At 35.8% G+C, this 23,009-nt stretch carries 22 protein-coding genes and 1 pseudogene; 13 read left to right on the top strand and 10 right to left on the bottom strand.

What is annotated here, in order from left to right; translation table 11 throughout:
* Window positions 1-243 precede the first annotated feature (243 nt).
* Window positions 244-1,566 (bottom strand): MFS transporter, encoded by a 1,323-nt coding sequence (locus tag AC3WTI_RS13370; protein WP_253621500.1) that lies wholly within the window; start codon window positions 1,564-1,566, stop codon window positions 244-246.
* A gap of 224 nt (window positions 1,567-1,790) precedes the next feature.
* Here AC3WTI_RS13370 and AC3WTI_RS13365 point away from each other — a divergent pair, with 224 nt between their 5' ends.
* From AC3WTI_RS13365 to AC3WTI_RS13335, 7 genes are all read left to right on the top strand, one after another.
* Entirely contained in the window at window positions 1,791-3,380 is a 1,590-nt protein-coding gene (locus AC3WTI_RS13365; RefSeq protein WP_253621501.1) for an ATP-binding protein, read from the top strand.
* 19 nt (window positions 3,381-3,399) lie between these two features.
* Complete coding sequence (locus AC3WTI_RS13360) at window positions 3,400-4,077, top strand: response regulator (protein ID WP_492304369.1); 678 nt, start codon at window positions 3,400-3,402, stop codon at window positions 4,075-4,077.
* Window positions 4,074-5,039, top strand: a complete 966-nt coding sequence (locus AC3WTI_RS13355) for a tripartite tricarboxylate transporter substrate binding protein (protein WP_098903337.1) — start codon at window positions 4,074-4,076, stop codon at window positions 5,037-5,039. The genes AC3WTI_RS13360 and AC3WTI_RS13355 overlap by 4 nt, the downstream gene beginning before the upstream one ends.
* Window positions 5,040-5,318: 279 nt before the next feature.
* Window positions 5,319-5,969, top strand: a complete 651-nt coding sequence (locus tag AC3WTI_RS13350) for a hypothetical protein (RefSeq protein ID WP_253621502.1) — start codon at window positions 5,319-5,321, stop codon at window positions 5,967-5,969.
* A gap of 18 nt (window positions 5,970-5,987) precedes the next feature.
* A complete protein-coding gene (locus AC3WTI_RS13345; protein WP_097840896.1) occupies window positions 5,988-6,464 on the top strand; it encodes a hypothetical protein in 477 nt (158 codons plus the stop codon).
* Window positions 6,465-6,481: 17 nt separating this feature from the next.
* Window positions 6,482-6,853, top strand: a complete 372-nt coding sequence (locus AC3WTI_RS13340) for a protein-export chaperone SecB (protein WP_097840897.1) — start codon at window positions 6,482-6,484, stop codon at window positions 6,851-6,853.
* Window positions 6,854-7,671: 818 nt separating this feature from the next.
* Window positions 7,672-8,358: a DUF6037 family protein gene (locus AC3WTI_RS13335; protein WP_097840898.1), complete on the top strand. Its 687-nt coding sequence runs from the start codon at window positions 7,672-7,674 to the stop codon at window positions 8,356-8,358.
* A gap of 534 nt (window positions 8,359-8,892) precedes the next feature.
* Here AC3WTI_RS13335 and dcm read toward each other — a convergent pair.
* The gene (gene dcm, locus AC3WTI_RS13330) at window positions 8,893-10,287 is read right to left on the bottom strand and encodes a DNA (cytosine-5-)-methyltransferase (RefSeq protein ID WP_097840899.1); all 1,395 of its coding nucleotides are present in this window, start codon (window positions 10,285-10,287) and stop codon (window positions 8,893-8,895) included.
* On the bottom strand, window positions 10,280-10,498 hold the full coding sequence (locus tag AC3WTI_RS13325; RefSeq protein WP_016513852.1) for a helix-turn-helix domain-containing protein: 219 nt from the start codon (window positions 10,496-10,498) through the stop codon (window positions 10,280-10,282). The genes dcm and AC3WTI_RS13325 overlap by 8 nt, the downstream gene beginning before the upstream one ends.
* 131 nt (window positions 10,499-10,629) lie before the next feature.
* Between AC3WTI_RS13325 and AC3WTI_RS13320 the strand changes: the two genes are divergently transcribed.
* From AC3WTI_RS13320 to dnaB, 4 genes and pseudogenes are all read left to right on the top strand, one after another.
* Window positions 10,630-12,249 carry a MutH/Sau3AI family endonuclease gene (locus AC3WTI_RS13320; RefSeq protein WP_097840900.1) on the top strand — a complete coding sequence of 540 codons (1,620 nt, stop codon included), beginning with the start codon at window positions 10,630-10,632 and terminating at the stop codon, window positions 12,247-12,249.
* Between the two features lie 569 nt (window positions 12,250-12,818).
* A pseudogene (locus AC3WTI_RS13315) lies at window positions 12,819-12,920 on the top strand (nucleoside triphosphate pyrophosphohydrolase); the annotation flags it as partial.
* Window positions 12,921-13,117: 197 nt separating this feature from the next.
* Window positions 13,118-13,978, top strand: a complete 861-nt coding sequence (locus tag AC3WTI_RS13310; protein WP_097840901.1) for a DnaD domain-containing protein — start codon at window positions 13,118-13,120, stop codon at window positions 13,976-13,978.
* Complete coding sequence (gene dnaB / locus AC3WTI_RS13305) at window positions 13,975-15,264, top strand: replicative DNA helicase (RefSeq protein WP_142305833.1); 1,290 nt, start codon at window positions 13,975-13,977, stop codon at window positions 15,262-15,264. The genes AC3WTI_RS13310 and dnaB overlap by 4 nt, the downstream gene beginning before the upstream one ends.
* 96 nt (window positions 15,265-15,360) lie before the next feature.
* Here the strand turns inward: dnaB and AC3WTI_RS13300 are convergent, their stop codons facing one another.
* The gene (locus AC3WTI_RS13300) at window positions 15,361-16,032 is read right to left on the bottom strand and encodes an EcsC family protein (protein WP_253621505.1); all 672 of its coding nucleotides are present in this window, start codon (window positions 16,030-16,032) and stop codon (window positions 15,361-15,363) included.
* 408 nt (window positions 16,033-16,440) lie between these two features.
* A complete protein-coding gene (locus AC3WTI_RS13295) occupies window positions 16,441-17,226 on the bottom strand; it encodes a TrmB family transcriptional regulator (RefSeq protein ID WP_097840904.1) in 786 nt (261 codons plus the stop codon).
* Between the two features lie 110 nt (window positions 17,227-17,336).
* Between AC3WTI_RS13295 and AC3WTI_RS13290 the strand changes: the two genes are divergently transcribed.
* Window positions 17,337-18,104: a TSUP family transporter gene (locus AC3WTI_RS13290; protein WP_097840905.1), complete on the top strand. Its 768-nt coding sequence runs from the start codon at window positions 17,337-17,339 to the stop codon at window positions 18,102-18,104.
* 169 nt (window positions 18,105-18,273) lie between these two features.
* On the opposite strand, the gene AC3WTI_RS13285 is transcribed toward AC3WTI_RS13290, so the two are convergent.
* Together AC3WTI_RS13285 and AC3WTI_RS13280 are read right to left on the bottom strand one after the other, a co-directional pair.
* Entirely contained in the window at window positions 18,274-19,161 is an 888-nt protein-coding gene (locus AC3WTI_RS13285; RefSeq protein WP_000776044.1) for a DMT family transporter, read from the bottom strand.
* A 156-nt stretch (window positions 19,162-19,317) separates the two neighbouring features.
* Window positions 19,318-19,893 (bottom strand): TetR/AcrR family transcriptional regulator, encoded by a 576-nt coding sequence (locus AC3WTI_RS13280; protein WP_097840906.1) that lies wholly within the window; start codon window positions 19,891-19,893, stop codon window positions 19,318-19,320.
* A 142-nt stretch (window positions 19,894-20,035) separates the two neighbouring features.
* Between AC3WTI_RS13280 and AC3WTI_RS13275 the strand changes: the two genes are divergently transcribed.
* Window positions 20,036-21,511: an MDR family MFS transporter gene (locus AC3WTI_RS13275; RefSeq protein ID WP_097840907.1), complete on the top strand. Its 1,476-nt coding sequence runs from the start codon at window positions 20,036-20,038 to the stop codon at window positions 21,509-21,511.
* Window positions 21,512-21,551: 40 nt separating this feature from the next.
* Here AC3WTI_RS13275 and AC3WTI_RS13270 read toward each other — a convergent pair whose 3' ends face one another.
* Genes AC3WTI_RS13270 through AC3WTI_RS13260 form a run of 3 tightly spaced genes read right to left on the bottom strand, consistent with a single transcriptional unit; the run spans window position 21,552 to window position 22,892 of the window.
* Window positions 21,552-22,079 carry a permease gene (locus tag AC3WTI_RS13270; protein WP_141525631.1) on the bottom strand — a complete coding sequence of 176 codons (528 nt, stop codon included), beginning with the start codon at window positions 22,077-22,079 and terminating at the stop codon, window positions 21,552-21,554.
* A complete protein-coding gene (locus tag AC3WTI_RS13265; RefSeq protein ID WP_000606990.1) occupies window positions 22,076-22,558 on the bottom strand; it encodes a hypothetical protein in 483 nt (160 codons plus the stop codon). The genes AC3WTI_RS13270 and AC3WTI_RS13265 overlap by 4 nt, the downstream gene beginning before the upstream one ends.
* Complete coding sequence (locus AC3WTI_RS13260; RefSeq protein WP_000683201.1) at window positions 22,551-22,892, bottom strand: PadR family transcriptional regulator; 342 nt, start codon at window positions 22,890-22,892, stop codon at window positions 22,551-22,553. The genes AC3WTI_RS13265 and AC3WTI_RS13260 overlap by 8 nt, the downstream gene beginning before the upstream one ends.
* Window positions 22,893-23,009: the final 117 nt, after the last annotated feature.

Here is a 23,009-nt window from a genome sequence, read left to right as displayed (position 1 = left end):
ATGTCAAACGGGATATGTTGTATCCAATCTGGACAACTCATATTAGAAATACACTTATTAGACACTCTAAGTAATAAATTTGTTCCACTTCAAGATGAGGAAGAATTTGGGGTTTGTAAAATAACAATGGAACTACGTGTTTTTTCGTCATACAAAAACCTCTACATATAAGTAGAGGTTTTTAAATTGCATATTAATGAATTATGTTTTTTCAGATAAACGAAGAACATAGAATATATACTTTTAACTAGACTTATTATTAACTAATGTATCCCCACCACCAAGCTCCGCCTCAATCTGCGAAGTCTTCGATGACTCATCCATACGCCAATATGTGATAAAGCTGATAGCGATACATCCAGCTACGTAGAAGTAGAATAGTGATTCCATTCCGATACTTTTTAGCCATAGTGCGATGAACTCTGCTGTTCCGCCGAATATCGCAACGGTTAGTGCATATGGTAAACCTACGCCAAGTGCGCGAATTTCAGTCGGGAAGAGTTCTGCTTTTACAATTGCGTTGATCGATGTGTAACCAGTAACGATAATGAGACCGACCATCATGAGTAAAAATGCTACCATTGGTTCTGTCGTTTTTTCTAGGAAGAAGAAGATTGGTGCTGTTAGTAACGTTCCGAGAATACCGAATGCCATTAATAGTGGGCGGCGTCCAATTTTATCGGATAGTAGCCCCGCAATTGGTTGAAGTACGACGAAAATAAGTAGTGCGGCAAAGTTAATCCAGCTTACAACTTCTTTCGGAAGACCGACTGTGTTTACCATGAACTTTTGTAAATATGTTGTGTACGTATAGAATGCGACAGTGCCTCCTAATGTTAGGCCGACTACTGTTAATACTGCTTTCGGGTGTTTCATAAGCGCGCGAACGGTTCCTGCATTTTCGCGTTTTTGTGATTTTATGTTTGAAAATTGTTCCGATTCATCCATGGTGCGGCGAAGCCATAATACAGCTACTGCGCCCATCGCTCCAATAATGAATGGAATGCGCCAACCCCAAGCTTTCATATCGGGCTCGCTTAGCAATTGCTGAAGAACAATTTGAACACCTAACGCAACCATTTGCCCTGCAACGAGCGTTACATATTGGAAGCTTGAATAAAAGCCGCGGCGACCACTACTAGCCATTTCAGATAAATACGTTGCGGAAGTTCCGTACTCTCCGCCGAGTGATAATCCTTGTAGTAAACGGGCAAGAACTAAAATAATTGGCGCCATAATACCGATGCTTTCGTAACTAGGTGTACAGGCGATAATTAAAGAACCACCGGCCATAACTGTAATCGAAAGCGTTAATGCTGCCCGGCGTCCATGCCGATCTGCATAGCGTCCCATTAATAAACTTCCGATAGGGCGCATTAAAAATCCAACTGCGAAAATAGCCGCTGTGTTCAGTAACTGGCTTGTTGGATCTCCTTTAGGAAAGAACTCTGCTGAGAAGTAAACAGCAAAAGCAGAGTAAACGTACCAGTCGTACCATTCAATTAAATTGCCGACAGAACCTTTGAAAATATTGCCGGCGACTCGATTAGATTTTACTTGAGCCATAATCATTCCTCCTCTTGCTTATAAATAAAATGATAGATATGAAAGCGTTTTTATTGTAGTTGAATTGTACTGTCTATAGAATAAAATCTCAATATTATGACAATTTTATTCTTTTTGTACTTTATGTACATGGAGAGTTTTAATAGTTGCTTCATTATCGGTTTTGTCATAATAATAGAAAAGTAGATTGATAGTTTTGAATATTTTATCAAAGGATATGAAGCATGAAGAAATCACGCAAAGTGTCATTACAAACGAAAATAGTAAGCTTAATTATTACGTTAATTTTATTTGTCGTTCTCCTATTAGCGGGAATATTTGTTTACATTCAGTCCGTTGATACGAAGCGTCAAGTGGAGCAGTTAGCACTGCAAACTGCGAAGTCGCTCTCTTTTATGCCAGCTATAAAAGAAGCTTTTCAAAATAACGAGCATAAAAGTACCATTCAATCCATTGCGGAACAAGTTCGCGAGCAAGCTGGCGCAGATTATGTCATTATAGAAGATCGTTTTGGGGTTATGTATTCCCATTCTAATTCGGGGTTGATTGGCACAAAGAGTAACAATCCATATAACTATGAAGCACTTACTTTTGGTGGTTATTATACGCTCGAAGGAAATGGTGAAAGTGGTCCTGCTTTAATGGCGAAGGCACCTATTATTGTTCATAACGGAGACTATGATCAAGTCGTAGGTGTTGTGACAGTAGAGTTTTTAATAAAAGGTATTGAATCTAACATATTGAGCAGAACGAAAGAAATTATACTCTTTTCTTTAGCTGTATTATTAGCTGGAATTGTTGGTGGTATTCTTTTAGCACGTAGCATTCGTAAAGACACACTCGGTTTAGAGCCGAATGAAATTGCGGCGTTATACCGGGAACGAAGCGCGATACTACTATCTATAAAAGAAGGAATTATCGCTATCGATCAAAACGGTTTTATTACAATGATGAACACGTCAGCAGAAGAGATGCTACATGTAAATGGTGATTATATGCAGCAACACATTTCAAAAGTTTTACCGGAATTTAAGATGGAGAGAGTATTAGAAAACGATCAAGAAATCGCGTTTCAAGATAAAGTGTTTATTTTAAACATGACGCCGATACTCGAAAATAACAGTACGGTAGGAGTTGTATGTAGTTTTAGAGATAAAACAGAACTGCAAAACTTAGTGAATACGATATCTGAGGTAAGAAAGTATTCCGAGGACTTACGCGCTCAAACGCATGAATTTACAAATAAACTTTTCGTCTTATCGGGATTACTTCAGTTAGGACATTACAAAGAAGCAATTGAATTTATCCAGCAAGAATCTAACATTCATCAAAGCCAAAACCATATTTTATTCCATCAAATTCATGATGCGAAAGTACAAGCTATTTTATTAGGGAAAATCGGAACAGCGTCTGAGAAGAAAATTGATTTTCATATTGAAGAAGATAGTGCGCTTCATCCGTTACCAGACCATATAAAAGTTTCGCACCTTATTACGATTCTTGGAAACATAATCGATAATGCGTTTGATGCGGTGAGTGAAGGAGAGGAAAGGAGTGTTTCCTTCTTCGTTACGGATATTGGGCACGATATTGTGTTTGAAGTGATAGATAGTGGGATAGGGATACCAGAAGAAAAAATCACGACCATTTTTCAAAAAGGGTTTTCAACGAAAGGGAATGATCGTGGTTACGGATTAGCGAATGTGAAAGAAATGGTAGATCTATTAGAGGGAACAATTGAAATTCAAAACGAGAAAAATGGGGGAGCAATTTTTACAATTTACCTTCCGAAAACATTGAGAGAAAGTACATGACAAACAGGGGGATGGGCATATGTTGAAGGTTGCAATTGCAGAAGATGATTTTCGCGTCGCGCAAATTCAGGAAGAGTTTTTATCAAAAATAAAAGACGTAAAAGTGATTGGAAAAGCATTGAACGCGAAAGAAACGATGGAATTACTACAAAGGGAAGAAATCAATTTACTTCTATTAGATAATTATTTACCAGACGGAATCGGTACGGATTTATTGCCAAAAATCCATGCTGACTTTCCAAACGTTGACGTCATTATGGTTACAGCGGCAAATGAAAACCATATGTTAGAAAAAGCAATTCGAAATGGCGTAAGCAACTACCTTATAAAACCGGTCACGTTAGAAAAATTCGTTCGCACAATTGAAGACTATAAAAGAAAGAAGAGATTATTACATAGTAACAATGAAGTGAATCAAGCACTCATCGATAACTTCTTCGTCATTTCGCAAACACAAGACATAAAAAATTTACCGACAGGTGTCGATCCGTTAACACTGCAAAAAGTGAAAGGGATTATAAAAGGATTCGAAGAGGGCATTACAATAGAAGAAATGGGAGAGCAAATGGGTGCCTCTAGAACAACCGCAAGAAGATACTTAGAATTCTTAGTAGCGACAAACGAATGCACAGTTGAGTACACATACGGCATTATCGGAAGACCAGAACGAAAATATCGCATAGGACGAGGACTATGAAAAAACGATTATTACTATGTATATGGATCATGACAGGAGTAATAGCTGGTTGTTCTTCGGAAAAAACTCAAACGAATACAGTAAACATAGACAAATTAGAAATCGTTGCGCCAAACGTTCAAGGAGCGGGATGGGACTTAACGGCACGAGCGATGCAAAAAACACTGACAGAAGAAAAAATCTTCACAAAACCAATCACTGTTACAAACAAAGTAGGTGGCAGTGGTGACGTCGGATGGAAATATACGAAACAAAAAGGCGGTCATGTACTGGCGATTAACTCAAGCTTACTCATAACGAACAACCTACTAGGCCACAGTAAACTAACATATAAAGACTTCACACCACTCGCGCTACTTGCATCAGACTGGGAAGTCGTTGTCGTATCAAAAGAATCAAACATAGAAACTGCAAACGAACTAATGGAACAACTAAAACAAGACAAGAAAAACTTCAAAATCGGCGTTGCCCCAGGCCTAGGAAACGACGATCACCTATCATTCGTACAAGTAAGCAAAGCCTTCGGCATAAACCCTGCCGAACTACAATTCTTCGTCTACGAAAACAAAGGAAAAATCATAAACGCCCTAACGAACAAACAAATCAGCGCCGCAACCATGACCCTATCCGAAGCCGAAAAACAATACAAAGCCGGCAAAATAAAAATACTAGCCGTATCCGCACCAAAACGGCTAGACCGCCTACCAGAAATCCCAACATGGAAAGAACAAGGAATCGACGTCATATTCCAGCACTGGAAAGGAATTATGGGCCCGAAAGATATGACGGAGGAAGAGGTTGCTTATTGGGATGATGTGATTAAGAGGATGGTGGAGAGTGATAGTTGGAAGGGGATTTTGCGGGAGAGAGGGTGGAATTCTTATTATAAGGATAGTGGGGAGACGAGGGGGTTTTTGGAGGAGAGTAGTGGGTGGTATGGGGGGATGGTGAGGAATAAGTAAAGGAGTAAGTATTTAAGTGATAAAAAAGGTTTAACGTTTCATGTATAATATGACGAGTAAGCCACCAGCAACTATTGAGTGGGAATAGAATTTAAGAGCCCAGAAATCCTGATTTTTCAGGATTTCTGGGCTCTTTTGATTTTTAAAAGATACCAGGTTTGATACCAGTAACTCGAATTTTTCAAATGAAAAAAACTTATTGTTACCCATTGTTCGAAAAAATGGTAAAATAGTGTAGAGGATAAAAAAGTTTTTAAACATATACTAGGAGTAATTATAATGTATTTTTTTCACGGTACTACTAAACAAAATGCTGAAAATATAATTGAAACTTCTTTAAAAGAAAGTTCTTTTTGTCTAGATGAATATTTAAAATATGCAGTAAAAGAAAAGGCGGGACGTATATCTAAAGGGTATGTGGACGATGATGGTAAATATAATCCAGTAAAATGGCTTGGAAAAGGTATTTACTTATTTGATACTTTTAATAGAGCGGAGGCTATAAGTTGGTGTACTAGATATGGCAACCCTAAACAACCGTCATCTGAATGTACAGCTCTTAGTGTTAAAGTCAAAAATGTACCGGATTATAATGTTTTTGATTTCTTTAGTTACAGTGATATAAAGGAACTAAAATCAATATTAGAAGATAAATTTATGGAATATCTAGAAGAAAGGGAGGACTTTTCTGCTGATGAATTATTACCTTACCTTTACCTTCAAACAAGCATAGTGACTAGTTTAGATAATTTATTTCAAGAAAATCCGTTTTTTGGCGGTGTAGCAGTTGATTTGTATAATTTAATACAAAATGGCAAAATTAAATTAATTAGAGGTATTTATAAAAAAGGAAAGAGTAAACATTTATATTATGATGTTTACTATTGTTTAAAAGAGGAACAATTTATAGAAAGTATTGAAAATATATAGGAAACAGGAGGGTTATTTATGTCATTAACTAAAAATGAGCGAACTGGATTCGATTATGTAATAGATAGTGTATTTAACCCAGTAATCTCTGAGTGTCAAACTGAAATCGAGTCACTTCTTAATGAAGATCAAATGATTAAATCAAAAGTTGAAGAAAAATTAGAGCAAATTCTAAAAAATCGAGCTTTAAAAAAAGCCGTAAATGCTGAATCAGTGGTTCAAGATGAAGAATCAAAAGAATATTCTAGTGGTCAAATTTTAATAAATACTCAATCAGATTTTGAAAAAAAATCAGAAAAAAAGTTTGAAACAAACTTTACTTATATTAATTCAAAGAAGAACGAATATAGTAGCAATTTACATCTTCAAGGATATAATATGAATCCTAATAAATTGGAAGAAATATATTCTTTTTCTACTATAGAACCTGTGTATCAGGGTATTAAAGGTCGAGATTTAGAAGAGACAAATAATGATTTAGCATTGGCGGTTTAAGTAGGGAGACAATAGTTATGGAGAGACCAGTAATTTCATTTCAAAAATATGAAATCTTAAATATTGACTATAAAAAAGTTAATGAACAAGCTATAGAGAAAGCAGATATTTCTACAGAAGTATCTGTTGGTATTTCTGAAGGGTTAGAAGCAGGGAAAGTGGAAATTGATGTCTCGAGTTCTGATCCAATTAATAATAGGATAATTAAAGTTAAAGTAAGAGGATTGTTTATTATAAATGATAAGTCAGATATAGAAAAAATAAAGCTGTTTTTAGCACAAAATGGTACAGCAATGCTGTATCCTTATGTTAGAGGTATTGTTTCGATGGTTTCTGCATTGGATTCTGAGACGTCAATACTATTACCTACAATAAATACTACTAAGTAATCCTAAAATCAAAGTATTGAATAGAGCCTCCTTAAATCATCTTGAGTGAAATAAGGAGGCTTTTTATGTGTTAAATTAATATTTAAATGATTGATTTCCTTGAAACTTAGTTTTCTTTTCACTAGCCGTTTTGTAATTAATTGATTCAGTTATATTATTGGCGATTTCAAAATTCACATTCGGATATAAAGGTGAATAAGTACTTAATGTTGTTTGGATATCTTCATGCTCTAATCGATATGTTATACTCATTAATTAGAAAAGAAGCATGAGAGTGACGTAGGCCTTTTGCTTGGATACGTTTTACCTCAGCTAATTTTGCGTGACGTGTGATGATTCGGACAATAGTAGACTTCCAAGTTGGTCTTCCATCATAGGAAAGTACAAAATTGATTATACTTACTTTTTCTTGTGCTACTTTCCAATGTTTTGAAATTTTCAATGCGTATTAAACCGAAGATTGAAAATATGAGTGAAGATAATAAGTTTTTTGGGGGTGAGAAAGACAAAATAGAAGAAACAGCTAATGAGCAACTAGAAGAATAGATTAGACTATATAATCAAAGTTTAAAAAATCAATTTAAAGACAGTGAAACTGTTTTTAAATATCTTATTGAGCGAACGAAAGATAAAGAAGATATTGAAAAATTACTTTCAGAAATTGCTACTTTTTAACGAGGGAAATTGCATCCAAACATTAAATTAACAGACGTTATTATAGAGGTATTTGTGGAGTTTGGAGAACGACTTGAAAAGTTAATGCAAAAAGAAAAATAGAGTGCTTCTATAAATAAATCTTTTACAAAGGGGATGTTGTCATGGCTGCTAATATCTTATTAAAAAATCTTTTTGCATTATCTAGATCGATGAAACGGGGAAACTTCGATTATCAAGTTATTAATGATATAAAGTTCAAGGAAGACTTAGAAATTTGTGCACTTTTTAAGTTCGACTATGTAAATTTCAAAGACAAAAAGCATGATGATAATTCTTCGTTTAAAGAGTATATGTTGGGATTGTTTAAAAGGAAAACAAATGAATATTTGCATCTGCCATTAATTCATAAAATTACTACAAATTTCGAAGTGTTTGAATTGCCTACAATGCTCGAAGGAGATTTCTATATACGGTTTAGAGATTTTTTAGAAATAGAGTATTCAGTAGATGGTAAGTTTAAACCTATCGATTTTTTTAAGGCACTAAATGATGCTATTCCAACACGTGCAAGCGAATATAGCTTAGATAGAAAAGTATGCTCATATTCATATCCTACATCGAAGGATAATGAAAAAGAAAAAGTGTATTTTAGCCATTTTCTAGATAATGATAAAAGTAATAAAAAACGTAGTTTAGAAAACTATGAAAAAACACAAAAGTTATTACCATATGCAAATGAAATGATTGGAAAAAGAAATATTTCTGTATGCTTTACTGACACTCCAAGAAATATTACTGAAGAAAAATTAGAAATCAGTAATAAAATGAAGTCGGTAAATAACTTTTGATACCACAATGATACCAATCAAATTAAATTTTAATGATTTGAAGGTTGTATTAAAGCTTGTAAATATTGATATGAATTTATTTGGTGCCAATGTAAAATGGCTTTTTATTGAGAGGGAATAATATTGTTACAAAACTTAAATTGTAAATATTTATTAATTAGTTTGTTAATAAAATGATATATAGATATATGAATAACTATAAGGAAGAGTATAAAGTTAAATAGTTCTCCAACAAAGCCCCCCAAGACATTCTTGGGGGGCTTATTTTAAAAAAATAAATGCAACTTTTAGAGGTTCAGGATTTATTAGGCTCGTTAAAATAGCTGGTGCATATACTTTGCGCATATTTAACTTATCGAGCTCAGACGCCTGAACCGAACTTAGAAATTTCTTGTTTACAACCTATATTTAGTTTAACCATAAGATATTTAATATCAGAAACTAATATTTTTTGATAACCAAAAGGCCTCGATTATAAGTCCTTTTGGTTGTTGTATTTTTGTATTGATTACTAAAAAAGCAAACATTATTAACTTAAACTTCTACTGTGTTGTACTTACGTACGATTTCTCCTAACTCAATTCCTATACGTTCAACGATTCCTGTAACTAAGGCATTCCCCATGAAGAATAAACGCATACGGTCTGAAACTTCACGGACATTTTCAAGATTATCTTTTTTGAATTTGGTCCAGTCTGGAGGAAAATCTTGTAATAATTCGGCTTCGATCGGTGTAAGCAGTCGGTATTTCCCATCGATTTTAAGCAAATGTGTTGAACGGTTTACAGAACCTTCACTTGTAAGCATAGTGCGTCCCGGCAGATCGAGAGAATCATACGGACTCATTCCACCTTCACTAAAGGTATATTTATGACCGTTATCAGCTACTCGCTCAATTTTTTTAGGACCACGTAAGTATTCAAATTTTTTAAGCTTTGGATCGTCATCGTCTAACTGATAATTTAAGATATATTGGTTATACTCTTCTTCACCATGTTTACGTACATAATATTCCTTCGCTTCTCGAACAATTTCACCCAAAGTCTTTGGCTCTTCCTTGACTGGTAATGTATCAATTGTGAAGTATTGACCATAACGCATAATACCGGTATTCCAAATAGTACCTGTGAAGTTGTCAGAAATGTCTACGATATACTCTTCGTTGAGGATGTCCTTATCAGATAATGTATCTGAGTAGTGACGTTTTTTGTATGCCTCTTGTTCAATTGGAAATTGACGAGCGAACAATCCATCTTGAAAGATGTAGTTATCGAAATCACCTTCATCACATGTCATGATATTTTTTTCTTTCTTAGGCTTGCCATACTTTTCATCCATCGCCAAGGCAAATGGTGTGTCATTCCGATATACGTAAAAGAACACACGGCGGCGACGCTGAGCACGCCCATAGTCTGCAGCGTTAATCACACGCCATTCAACTGAGTAACCAAGTTGAGCAAATGCACCAAGCATAATTGCAAAGTCTCGTCCACGTTGTGAAGATGGTGATTTTAATAAACGATCAACGTTTTCTAAAATCAAATATTCAGGTTTGATATGGTTAACTGCACGGATAATCTCCCAAAAGAGAACACCTTTCTTTCCTTCGATGCCCAATTCATGTTTTTTAGAACGAGCAACAGAATAGTCTTGGCAAGGGAACCCACCAACTATCATGTTTACACCATGAGCTTTCATTTCTTCGAAATATTCATTTGAGGCCTGCATGATATCTTCATTACTGTGTTGAACATGTGGATAATTATATATACCTACTTCAAAGGCATCTTGTGATTTACGAGATGGTTCAAATTGATTAGTGTTTGTTGTTTCAAAGAACGGTTCTTTGAGTGTTAAGTTGGCGTTATCAAGCCCTACTACGAAGCCTCCAACCCCGTCAAACATTGAAAATACTTTATACTTAGACATTCACTTTTTCCTCAACTTTCTCAAAGATTTCGTTGTAATCGGTAATTTCCAAACAGTTCATTACCTTTTCGAGTTGTTCTAAGTTCACCGTAGAACGGATGCCTCGAACCATATCACTAATAGAACTTTCACGAAGCCCACTAGCTTTTGCTAAGTCCTTTTGTCGCATTTCTCTCTCCTTGAGAATTTCATTCAAGCGTAGTTTGATCATACCTTTTGCTCCCTTCAAAAAATACGGGATATTGTATCGATGAATCATTATAACCTATGCAGACAAAAAGTTGAAGGTAATTTATAATAAAATTGCACCAAAGATTAAGATTTTCTATTAAGGAGATAGCGATGGATAGAGAATATAAAACAATTCGAGAAATAAAAGAACGTGGTGAATCTGCTGTTGGTAAAAGGATAAAGGATCTTGTCACACAGGAGACTGTAAATAAGTGGTACGCTAGCCCAAGAAATAAAGGTTGGCTTGGAAATGCGATTGAAAAAGATTGGTTTGGGTTAGCGAATAATAATCGGCCTGAAGCTGATTTTAAAAATCTAGGTGTAGAACTCAAATGTGCTGGACTTAAATTTTTCAAAAAAGAAAATTCCTGGGGTGCCAAAGAAAGACTAGTTCTTAACATTTTTGATTTTAATGAAGAATACAAGAAGGATTTTCAAGATTCTTCTTTTTTGAAAAAGTCAAAGCTTGTAGAACTCATGTTGTATAAATATGATCCAGTTAGTTTTTTTCAATTCGAAGAAAAGGAATATCCAACCTATCCAGATTTCTTAATGACCCACTCTACTCTTTTTAATTTAAACGACTTATTAGATGATGATTGGGCAATCATTGAAAATGATTGGAACATTATAATGGATATGATTCGTCAGGGGAAGGCCGAGTATATTTCCGAAGGCATGACACAGTACCTTGGAGCAGTGACAAAAGGAGGTAAAACTGAAGAAAACGAAACAAAACAACCGTGCAGTAATCAGAAAGCACATAGACGAGCTTTTTCTTTAAGACCAGCGTACATGAAGGAAATTACGAAGCGAATTGTACAGGGCGAATTAAAGAGTTCAACTACTTATGCTTCTTATCAAAATGACTATCCTGAATTACATAAAAAAATCGATGCAAATCAAATTGGCACTCAAGAGCATATAATAAAAGATTTATCCGAGTTAAAAGACAAAACGTTTGAACAAATCATTCTCGAGCAGTTTAAACCGTTCTACAATATGGATAAAAAAGTCTTAGCAGAAAAATTTGGTGTTAGAATCAAAAAAAAGAATGACAAAGCAAGTTCACGGCTAATTGCGCAGAAAATGTTTAATCTACAAGGTGATTTAGAAGAAACAGACGAGTTTAAGAAGGCTGGAATTGCTGTAAAAACAGTTACCGTAAAATCTAATCAGAGAGAAAAAATATCTGAAAAAAGAATCACAACTGAAGGATTTAAGCTTGAATCGGATGTTAGCTTCATTAAAGATATTAGTAACCTTGACTGGGAAGACACTCGAGTGTATGACTATCTTTCCACAACAAAGTTCTTATTAGTCGTTTACGAGGAAACACCAGAAGGAGAGATATTTAAGGGTGCAAAGTTTTGGTATATGCCAGAAGACGAACTCATGGGTACAGTCAAAAAAACATGGGAAACAATTAAACAAACCCTCATTAATGGTGTCGAGTTAACCTTTAAACGTGTTTCTAATAATAAGGGTTATAAAATAGAGAACAATCTGCCGAGCCAAGTGAGTGGTCCTCAAATTCTTCATATTCGGCCTTCAGCTGACCAGTCGGATTATTATGAAAGTAAAAATTCAGATCGGCTCCCCTGTTCTGCAATTTGGAAGGACAGACCTGAGGATATGAAAGATATCTTGACAGATAATTATATGGTTAAGCAAGCTCTGTGGTTAAATAAAAATTATATGTACCAACAAGTAAAAGAATTTTTTGAATGAGATTACTTGATTTGTACTAATATATTAATTTCAGAAACCAATAAAGAATCAAAAAGGATAGTTATGCCGAAATGTCTTATAAGATAAGCTAGGATTACAGCTCAGTCTATTTTTAAAAAGAATGATATAGTCATATTTAAGATGATGGTAGAGTAACTACTGTTTATGTACTTAACAAAGATATGGCTTTATTGAGCGAAAAAGAATTTCCTAATGAGAAGATTGATGAAGTAAATAATAGTAAGGAACAATAACTCTTAAATACTATCCAAATTATTAAATTTGGATAGTATTTTTTGTGAAAAGAAATAAAAAAAGATTTTAATTGATTCTACTCTTCTTAAAGATGATTAAAGAATATTTAAGAATCTTAAAATATGATTGAGGTAATCTAAATGAAAACTAAAGAAGTATTAGGAATTATTAAACGTTTAAAGGAGAAAAATTCCATAGAATAACTAAAATTTACAAATGAAAATACTGTAAGTATAACTTCTTCTATTAAGTTCCTATCAGCAAAAACTTTATTCATTCTATTTTCGGTAACTTTATGGAATCTTTCTCTCATAGGCACAACACTAGAAGAAATCAACGAAATCCGCAAAAAGAAAGCAGAAGAAAGAGGTAACTTTTCAGATCGAGTCTTTCTAATCGAAGTAACTGATAAATAGCCCCTCCTAAGCCCCTTACAAGCCCCTACCAAGTAATAAATCACTAAGAAAAAACATAACAAAACAAAAACACCAACAAACACCGTAGTAGGAGTCGAAAAAAATTTTGAAATAACACGCCAAAAACCCGGCCCTCCTTCCTATATATAGTACAAAGAGGAAATTTTCATTTTTGAATTAGGACGGGAGGAATTGGGATGGCGGTGTATCGTACTGTGCAGGTGAATTTTTGGCAGGATGATTTTGTTTTGGATTTGACGCCGGAGGAGCGGTATTTTTATGTTTACTTATTAACTTGTTCGAAGACGACGCAGTGCGGGATTTTTCCTTTTCCGAAGCGGTTAGCGGAGATGGAGACTGGTTATAATCGGGAGACTGTTGATAAGCTTGTGCAGCGCTTCATTGATTATGGGAAGATTCTTTATGATGCAGATACACGAGAGTTATTCGTTTTAAATTGGCTTCGTTATAATCCTGTGACGAATACGAATGTGGAGAAGTGTGTTCTTCGTGAGCTGAAGGGTGTGAAGAATAAGGAGTTTGTACATATGTTTCTTCAGAAGTGCGCTGAGGAGGAGCTGAATGTTCCGATGCTTTTAGCGCATTTCGGTATGCCTGGTGATTTGGCTATGGATGATGTAGAGCCGATTTGTGAGGAGACAGAGGAAGAAGAGGTTATAGAGGAAGAGGCGGGGAGTCGCGTGTTTTCTTTTTATGAGCAACATTTCGGTAGTTTGTCTCCTTTTGCGGTGGAGGAAATGAGTGCGTGGATGGATGATTTGTCGGAGGAGCTTGTGCTGAAGGCTCTTCAAATTGCGTTTGAGAATAATAAGCGGACGGTTGCTTATGTGAAGGGGATTCTGCGTGGGTGGCACGGGAAAGGGTTTACGAAAGTGTGTGAGGTTGAGGCGGATACGGCTAAGTTTCGGAAGAAGGAGTTGTCTGTTAGTACGGAGGAGACGGAGGAGTTTTTGGCGAGGTGTGAGGAGTGGGAGAAGAATGCGCCGTCAGAGGAAGAATTGCAGCGCTTTTTAGCGGAGCGCGGGTGGCGTCCATGAGTATTCAAAATGTGGAGGCGGAAAAGACGGTATTAGGTTCTCTATTAATTGATGGAGAGCTTATTAAGGAGTGCCGTTTGACGGAGCAGTATTTTTCTCTGTCAGTGCACAAGTCTATATTTCAGTTAATGCGAAAAATGGAAGAAGAGGGGCAACCGATTGATCTTGTGACGTTCATTTCTAGGGTGGATCCGAAGTTTTTAGAGGGAATCGGGGGAATGGAGTATTTTATAGGGTTAATGGATGGTGTGCCTACAACTGCCAACTTCTCTTATTATGAGGGGCTTGTTCGAGGTGCCTGGAAAATGTATCAGGCGGGTGTTCTCGGGCACAAGATGGGAGAGCGTCTTATTGCGGAGAAGAATGAGAAAATTATTGGTGAGACGATTACGGCACTTTGTGAGTTAGAGGAGAAGGACTGTGTATGTGAGTTTGATTTGAAGGATGCGCTAGTTGATTTATATGAAGAGCTTCATCAAGATGCGAAAGAGATTACTGGTATTGAGACTGGTTATACATCGCTCAATAAAATGACGTGCGGATTGCAGGAAGGTGATTTTGTCGTTCTTGGTGCGCGTCCTTCTATGGGGAAGACTGCGTTTGCGCTTAATGTTGGATTGCATGCGGCGAAGTCTGGAGCGGCAGTTGGACTATTTTCGTTAGAGATGAGTAGTAAACAATTGTTAAAAAGGATGGCGTCTTGCGTAGGTGAAGTGTCAGGAGGTAGGCTGAAAAATCCGAAGCATCGTTTTGCGATAGAGGACTGGGAAAAGGTGAGTAAGGCGTTTGCGGAAATCGGGGAATTACCATTTGAAATTTATGATAATGCAGGCATTTCGGTGCAAGATATTTGGATGCAAACTCGTAAGTTAAAGAGGAAGCACGATGATAAAAAGGTTTTAGTTATTGTAGATTATTTGCAACTTATTACGGGTGATCCGAAGCATAAGGGCAATCGATTTCAAGAGATTAGTGAAATTTCTCGTAAGCTTAAGTTATTAGCACGTGAATTAAATGTTTGTGTAGTAGCGTTATCACAATTGTCTCGTTCGGTAGAAGCACGACAAGATAAGCGTCCTCTTTTATCTGATTTAAGAGAGACAGGACAAATTGAGCAAGATGCGGATGTCATTATGCTTATGTATCGCGAAGATTATTATGATAAGGAAACGATGCAGAAAGAGATGACGGAGATTCATGTGGCGAAGCACCGGAATGGGCCTGTGGGGAGTTTTAAGCTTAGGTTTTTGAAGGAGTTTGGGCGGTTTGTGGAGAAAGGGGATTAATTGGAATAAATAAAACGAATAAATAAAACGAATAAATAAGATAACGTCTTATTTATTCGTTTTATTTTGTATGAAATTAATTTTAAAACTGAAAAACTAATTAATTTGATAAGCAGCTAAATCTCCCACAGGATTTTCATTAAACACTTTTTTAGAAATCTCTCCAATAGAATTGGTCCCTATTCCATCTACAGTTGCACCTATTATACCGCCGATTAAAGGAATGGTCTTTCCGAGGTTTACAATCCCTTTTTCTCCAAATTTAGTAACCAGTCTAAAACCTACTGCCTGATTAATTCTTTTTATAACTTCGCCAGAAATTTTTTTTATTGCTTGCTCTGTCAACTTTTCTCCAATTTTTATTCCTACACCTTTAAAAATATCAAAGGTTGCTTGACCAGCAAGGCATGCAAATACTAAGGTTTTTACCTTGTCATTTTTTAAATCATAGCCTCTCATGTAAGCGATTGTACCAATCATTCTTATTTGAACATATAAAACAGAAGCAAGATTAGCTGGAATAGCCACAGGTAATGTGATTAATCCACCTAATCCGGTTAAGAATCCGGAAGTAGCAGCTTTTGTATTTTGCCATCGTATCAATGAATCAATTGCTTCATCAACAGTAGAATTTTTAGAAAGATAGCTTTCAGCTAGCTCAAAAATATTATCAGTACCAGGTAAACCATGTAAAGCTTTTTCGTAGCCCCATTCTAAAGTTTTGTTTATAGTTTCAACGGTCAAATTATTCTTAGTCAAATTTGTCACCATCCATATTTTTTTATTTAATTTTAATTATAATAGAATATCTATATAAAAGGTTTAAAATGGTAATTTAATTAGGAAATTCTTTTTGAAAAATGTATAGATAGTTAATTAACCTGTAATAGGAATATCAAAGTTTGAAGAAGTAGCTCGAAAATTAGATGTAACAATTGAAAAGGTGAAAGAGTGGGAGAAGCGTTTATCTCATTAAATGTAAAAAAAGACACCAATTGGTGTCTTTTTATTTAGATGTAGAGAATGAAAATAGAAGTAAAAATTATTTCCCCGGGGTATGTTCATCTATCTAAAAAACACCTACTCCACATACCTCTTAAAATCCACCTCAGCAATCAACATACGTACTAATATAAGTGTCGCGCCTAAAATTCTTTGATTCTTTTCATATACTCCTTATTTCCCCATAAAGAAAGATTGTCTCTCTGCAGTGATCCATTGCTCCAAATCATCTTGGCTGCGTCGGACAAGGCGATTTACTAAAACATCATGCCATACGTAATCCTCTAATAAGTATATATGAACGGGGTCATCTGTATAAAAAGCAATATTACGCTCTTCAAGTGATGGTCCATAAATCATCTCTTTAGAATCTATGGATAAAATAAACCAATGTTCTGTAGAAAGAGTTTCTGTATAGGGTGTGATACGATGGGCTTCTAGATTTTTAATTGGATTTTCAACATGCAGGGTAATACCTTGTACTGTAACTTTATCAGCTACCGCAGATAGTTCCTCTTTTAATGCTTCATACATCTCATCCCACATTGAAATGACAATACGTTTTTCTGCTTTTTTTATTAATGTCTGACAATAGCTAATGATTGTTTTGTTGTCTTTTAAAGTAATCACTCGATTATCCGTTTTTTCCTCGGAAGTTTCGAGTTTTTTTAATGAATCACTGATTCCTTCATAAGTAGACTGCCATTCTGATTGAGCTTTCTGTAAAAAGATTTCAACAGGTAGAGGTGAATAGCGAGTGGTGTCATTTATTTCTTCCTTCATGACAATTCCTTTTTCTACAAGGTTACCCAAAATCTCATAAATTCGTGCTCTTGGGACACCTGAATCCTTACTCACTTGGTAGGCTGTGACAGGCCCCTGTTTAACAAGAGATACATAAGATTTAGCTTCATATTCATTAAAACCCATTTTTTTAAGCTGTTGTACGATGTAGTCCACTTTTTTCGTCCTCCGATGTTTGCTTTTATATTTCAACGTTACAATAACTCTTTACATTTAGCAAATTGATAGTTACTATTACAATAGTGACTAAAGGGGAGGTTAATAGTATGGAGTTTTCTTTAGACCCATCTATATTAATTATTTTGATTGTTTTTGGGTTTGTGGCTGCATTTATTGATTCAGTTGTAGGTGGCGGTGGACTCATTGCCTTACCAGCTTTATTATTTACAGGGCTGAATCCAGCAAGTGCGGTAGCCACGAATAAACTAGCATCAACAATGGGGAGTGCAACTAGTAATATTGTGTTTTATCGTTCTGGTAATCTTGATTTGAAATCGGCTTTGAAATTATTTCCAATCACTTTCATAGGCTCTATAGTAGGTGCATGGACCGTTCATTTAATGAACCCAGAAGTACTGAAGCCATTGATGCTGGTAATGCTTGGTGCAGTCGCTATTTATACGATATTTAAAAAGGATTGGGGCAGTATTTCTACTCATAAGAAATTATCTGGTCGACACGTCATTATTTTTACCTTTTTTATTTTTGCTATTGGTTTTTATGATGGATTTCTAGGGCCTGGCACAGGTTCGTTTTTAATGTTTGCTCTTTTATTTATTGGGTATGATTTTTTAAAAGCAGCAGGTAATGCGAAGTTTCTTAATTTAGGAAGTAATGTTGGTGCATTGTTAATATTTATGTATGTGGGGCAAGTAAACTATGCGTATGGTTTTATAATGGGGATTGCTCAAATTGCTGGAGGAGTCGTTGGCTCCAAATTTGCTATAAAAAAAGGAAGTGGGTATGTTCGTGCTCTTTTCATTACAGTAACTTGTTTATTGTTAGCGAAAAATCTGTATGACTATGTGCAGTAAGTAATGTAGAAAAGGTTAACTATGCAGGCTACATAAATATAATAATTCCTTGTAACATATTTTAGATGCTACCTTATTCGAAGGTAGCATCTAAAACAATTAAGGGAAGAGGGTGAAAATAATACAAACGAATATTTTCCAGGTATGTTTATGTACTTTAGCGAAATAACTATTCCATATTCTTCTTATAATTCACCCGCAACAACCCCTTAAAATCCACCTCAGCAATCAACACACTTACTAATATAAGTGTCGCCCCTAAATATCCTTTCCCGGTAAGCGTTTCACCTGTGAAAACGAAAGCGAACCCTGCGGAAAAGACAGGTTCTAATGAAAAGATAAGGCCTGTATGTGTAGGCGTCGTGTATTGCTGGGCGATAACTTGCACGATGAATGCGACTGCTGTGCAGAATATGCTTAAGGCTAAGATGATGAGCCATGAGTTGGTTGTGCTAGGAAGTTTTGGTGTTTCGATAATAAATGAAAAAATAAGACTAAATAGGCCGACGAAACCGAGTTGTATGACTCCAAGTGCGATTGAATTTACGTGTTTCGTTACGCTACCAGTGATGATGACGTGAATGGCATAAAATAAGGCTGACAGTATGCAAAATATGTCGCCGTTACCGATCTTGAATTCGCTCGTTAATGTTAATAAGCCGATTCCTATTATCGTTAAAATGATGCCTACTATAACTTTCTTTTCTGGAATGTGTTTTAAAAATATAGCTGATAAGATCGGAATGAAAATGACTGTGAGGCATAGTAAGAAACCAGCATTTGAAACACTCGTGTACTTTGTACCGAAAGTTGCAAAAATGTAAACGATAAATAAGACAGAAGCGAGTATAAATGCATATTTTACAGTTTTAAAATCGATTTTGAATAAATGTTTGTAAAATATTAAACCTGATAAAAGAAAGGCGATAATAAATCGTAATGCGATCAAATTATATTCTTCTATGCCTTCGAGTCCAACCTTTGTAAGTAAGATGGATGCACCCCAAAAGAAGGTAACTAGTAGTAGCCCTAAATCCGCTTTTAATTGTAGTTTCATTTCTATTCCCTCGTTATGTATAAAATTTTAAATCCCATACCCCTATCCCCATTTTATATTTTAATACCAATTCTGAATATTTGTAACTTAAATTTATCGACGTTTTATTCCATCAAAAAAAGCTGTTTATAAAACAGCCTTTTTTTGATGGTGAAGTTATTCCTCTCCAAACTGAAAAATATCCCGGTTAATAAGTTGGTGGAGATATTGGTCCATTTCAGCCGCAGAAACTTTTCTTTCATTTTTAAACCACCATGCGCTTAATGAGGTGATTGCCCCTGAATAAAATTCAATGATTAAATCATTTGGCATCGTATGATTTTTGCAAAGTTGATGTAACGCTTCTATTTCTTGTTTTCTCGTTTCGTGACTTAAATACTGTGTCCGGTTAATAAATTGTTCATCAGACATTTGCGTCTCTAATATTTTACCGATTTCTTCATGGTGTAGGAATTGTTCCATTACTTGAAATGGTTTACTTAATCGATCTGAAACGGGTATTCCCGCAATCATCTTGCTGTATCGTTTAAATCCAAATGCTAATAAAGCGTCTTTATCTTCAAAGTGTTTATAAAAGGTTGTTCGGTGTACCATCGCGCGGTCACATATTTGGTTAACCGTGATCGTACTATATTTCTGTTTTGATTGCGTCATTAATTCAAATAAGGAATCCCATAGTAATTTATGTGTACGTCTAATACGTAAATCGAGTTGTTTTTCATTACCGTTCATCTACAATTCTCCTTTTTTGTAGATTAAGTATACAGTGGCTGACAATTGATTCTCCCTTTTTAATCTACATATGTATATTATATTACATGTGTTCCGGTGTATTTAAAGTTTTTTAAGTAAGAAACAGGAGGAGAATCTGCAAATGAATATGACAACTAAGAGCCCTGTAAGTGGCAAAGTTGATACTTCTAATATGAAACATACCCCGATTTTAATTGCGTTACTTTTAGGGGCAATGGTCGCATTATTAAACGAAACGTTACTTGGTAATGCGTTAACAGTATTAATGAAAGAATTTGGCGTAACAGCTTCAACAATTCAATGGCTTTCTACAGCTTACATGTTAGTAGTTGGGGTTTTAGTCCCAATTACAGCGTTACTTCAGCAATGGCTCACAACGAGACAAATGTTTTTGATCGCTATGGTAACATTTTTAGCCGGTACATTAATAGCGGGATTCGCACCGACATTTTCCATTTTATTAGTCGGCCGTATCGTCCAAGCTGTAGCGACGGGATTAATTACACCGTTATTAATGAATACGATTTTAATCATTTGTCCGCCTGAAAAACGTGGTGCCACAATGGGATTAATTGCACTTGTGATGATGGCAGCTCCGGCAATTGGACCTACATTATCTGGAGTAATTGTGGATTCATTAAATTGGCGCTGGTTATTCTACATTGTTATTCCAATCGTGATCATTTCCATTATGATTGGGATGAAGTACATTCAAAATGTTTCAGAGTTAACAAGACCAAAAGTAGATTATCCATCAATCCTTTTATCGACATTAGGATTTGGTGGGCTTGTGTATAGCTTTAGTGCATCAGGTGACTTAGGGTGGTCCGATGTGAAAGTGTACGGCACTTTACTTGTTGGGCTTATCTCATTATGTATGTTTGTCGTTCGACAATTAAAAATTGAGAATCCAATTTTAGAATTACGCGCATTTAAAGTTCCGATGTTTACATTATCAGTAGGATTAATCGTCATTGTGATGATGTCGTTATTTTCAACGATGACGTTATTACCGATGTTCCTGCAAACAGTGTTACTCGTTACAGCTTTTAAATCAGGAATTATCATGCTTCCGGGAAGTGTTATTAGCGCCATCATGGGACCAATTGCAGGTAAACTATTTGATAAATTTAGTCCGAAAGTTATTATCGTTCCCGGCATTGTGTTAGTAGGGATTGCAATGTTCTTATTTAAAGGCATTACTCCTGACACATCAATGGTACAAATTATCGTTATGCATAGCGTATTAATGGTTGGACTCATGTTTGTCATGACAGCACAAACATATGGCTTAAATCAATTAACACCAGATTTATATCCGCACGGAACAGCACTGTTTAGTACGTTGCAACAAGTAGCTGGCGCAATTGGTACAGCTATCTTTATTTCGAAAATGTCTTCAGGAACAGCTAGCTATATGGAAAGCTCCGCAAATCCAATGGACCCAGTAGAAAAGTTAAACGGTTTAACATCAGGATTCCAAGGTGCATTTACATTAGGGCTAGTCTTTATCATTGTTGCATTTATCGTATCGTTGTTTTTAAAAGAAGAGAAACAGGGAGTAACGGCAGCGAGGGTTTTACAGAACGAGAATTAAGGTTCAAAAAAAGACATCTTTATCTATTAAAGATGTCTTTTTACATTTCTTTCGTAACATCATACTTTAGCAACTGCCCCTGATCATAAAACCTCTCAAACACAATCCCCATTACATAAAAGAATACTAAACCGAAACCAACATGAATAAGTGTAAAAGTAGCTCCAAATGAAGAGAATTCATACACGAGAATCGGCAATTTCGCAGTTGTCCAAACGCCTAAGAAAAATACGATGTACCGAATGCTGGCGCCTTTTTGTAAGAGTAGTGCTGCGATTGGGAAGGCAACGTAGAGAGGACCAGCTGCAATGCCGCCTAATAATAGAGAGAATAAGATTCCGTATACGCCGGATTTTTCGCCCATATATTTCATGAGCGTTTCTTTTTTCACCCATTGATCAAGCAATCCTACAAATAGTAGAACAGGTGGGAGGAGAAACAACATATCTAAAATGCTATTCCCTGTTAGTTGTAAAGCGCTCCATCCTAAAGATTGATTTATAAAGGTTAAAGCAAAGAGTCCCAGTAGTAAAATGAAAAAGAAGCGATATCTTTTTAGTTCCTTCATACCATCACCACCCAAATGATATAGGAGAATAGAAGGGACATGAGCAGAGCAGATGCATTACGTGCGTAAGCAAAGCTTCGCCCGAATATCTTTTGTTCCATCGGTAATGTTGTAAGCCCTACTGACATGAGTGTAGACATAAGTGCCGCAACTTGAGGAAGGCCTGCGCCGTGTTGTACTAACGTATTACCAAGTGGGAATACGACGAAGCTGGGTATAAGTGCAACGGAGCCGAGTATCGCTGAATAAACAATGCCGAGAAATCCAGATTGCTCCCCAATAATAGAAGAGATGAAAGACGGCGTTAATATAGAAAGCGATAAGCCAACGAAAAGCATAATGGAAAGCATCGCAGGTAGAAGATTGCGAAACATTTTCCACGACTTCATTAGAGCATCTTTCGTTTTATTGCGGTCTTTCATAAAAGAAATCCCCGTAAGAATAATGGCTAAAGTGTAAAGGATCACGCCGTTAATCATGATTGGATTCCTTTAAGTCTTTATATTTGTCTATGAAAAAGGATAAGTTCTTCATTTTTTCTTCAATGTCCATTTGAAATTCTGCCAATTGTTCCTTTCCAGCAGGCGTAATTTTGTACATCTTTCTCGGTTTGTCTTGATAATCTGTACTTACGTAAGATTCGATTGCACCTTCGTTTTCTAACTTTTTTAGCGTACGATATAAAATGGCGCTATCGATTGGATTGACGGGAAGTTCTTCCTCGCACTTTTGCAATAATTGCCCGCCATAGTTATCTCCCTTAGCTAGAAATAACAAAAGAAATGCACCTGTATGTCTTCCTGTATGTTTCATGGATTTTCCTCCTAGAATGAATTAAGATTTATACTGTTAATGACAGTATACTGTTGTTAACAGTATATGGTGCATGAAGTGCTATGTCAATTTTAAAATGTGCGAATTTCGAGGGGG

The sequence above is a fragment of the Bacillus sp. EB106-02-03-XG38 genome (genome assembly GCF_058792175.1).
Note: the sequence above shows the minus strand (reverse complement) of the source record. Positions and strands in the feature narration are given on the sequence as shown.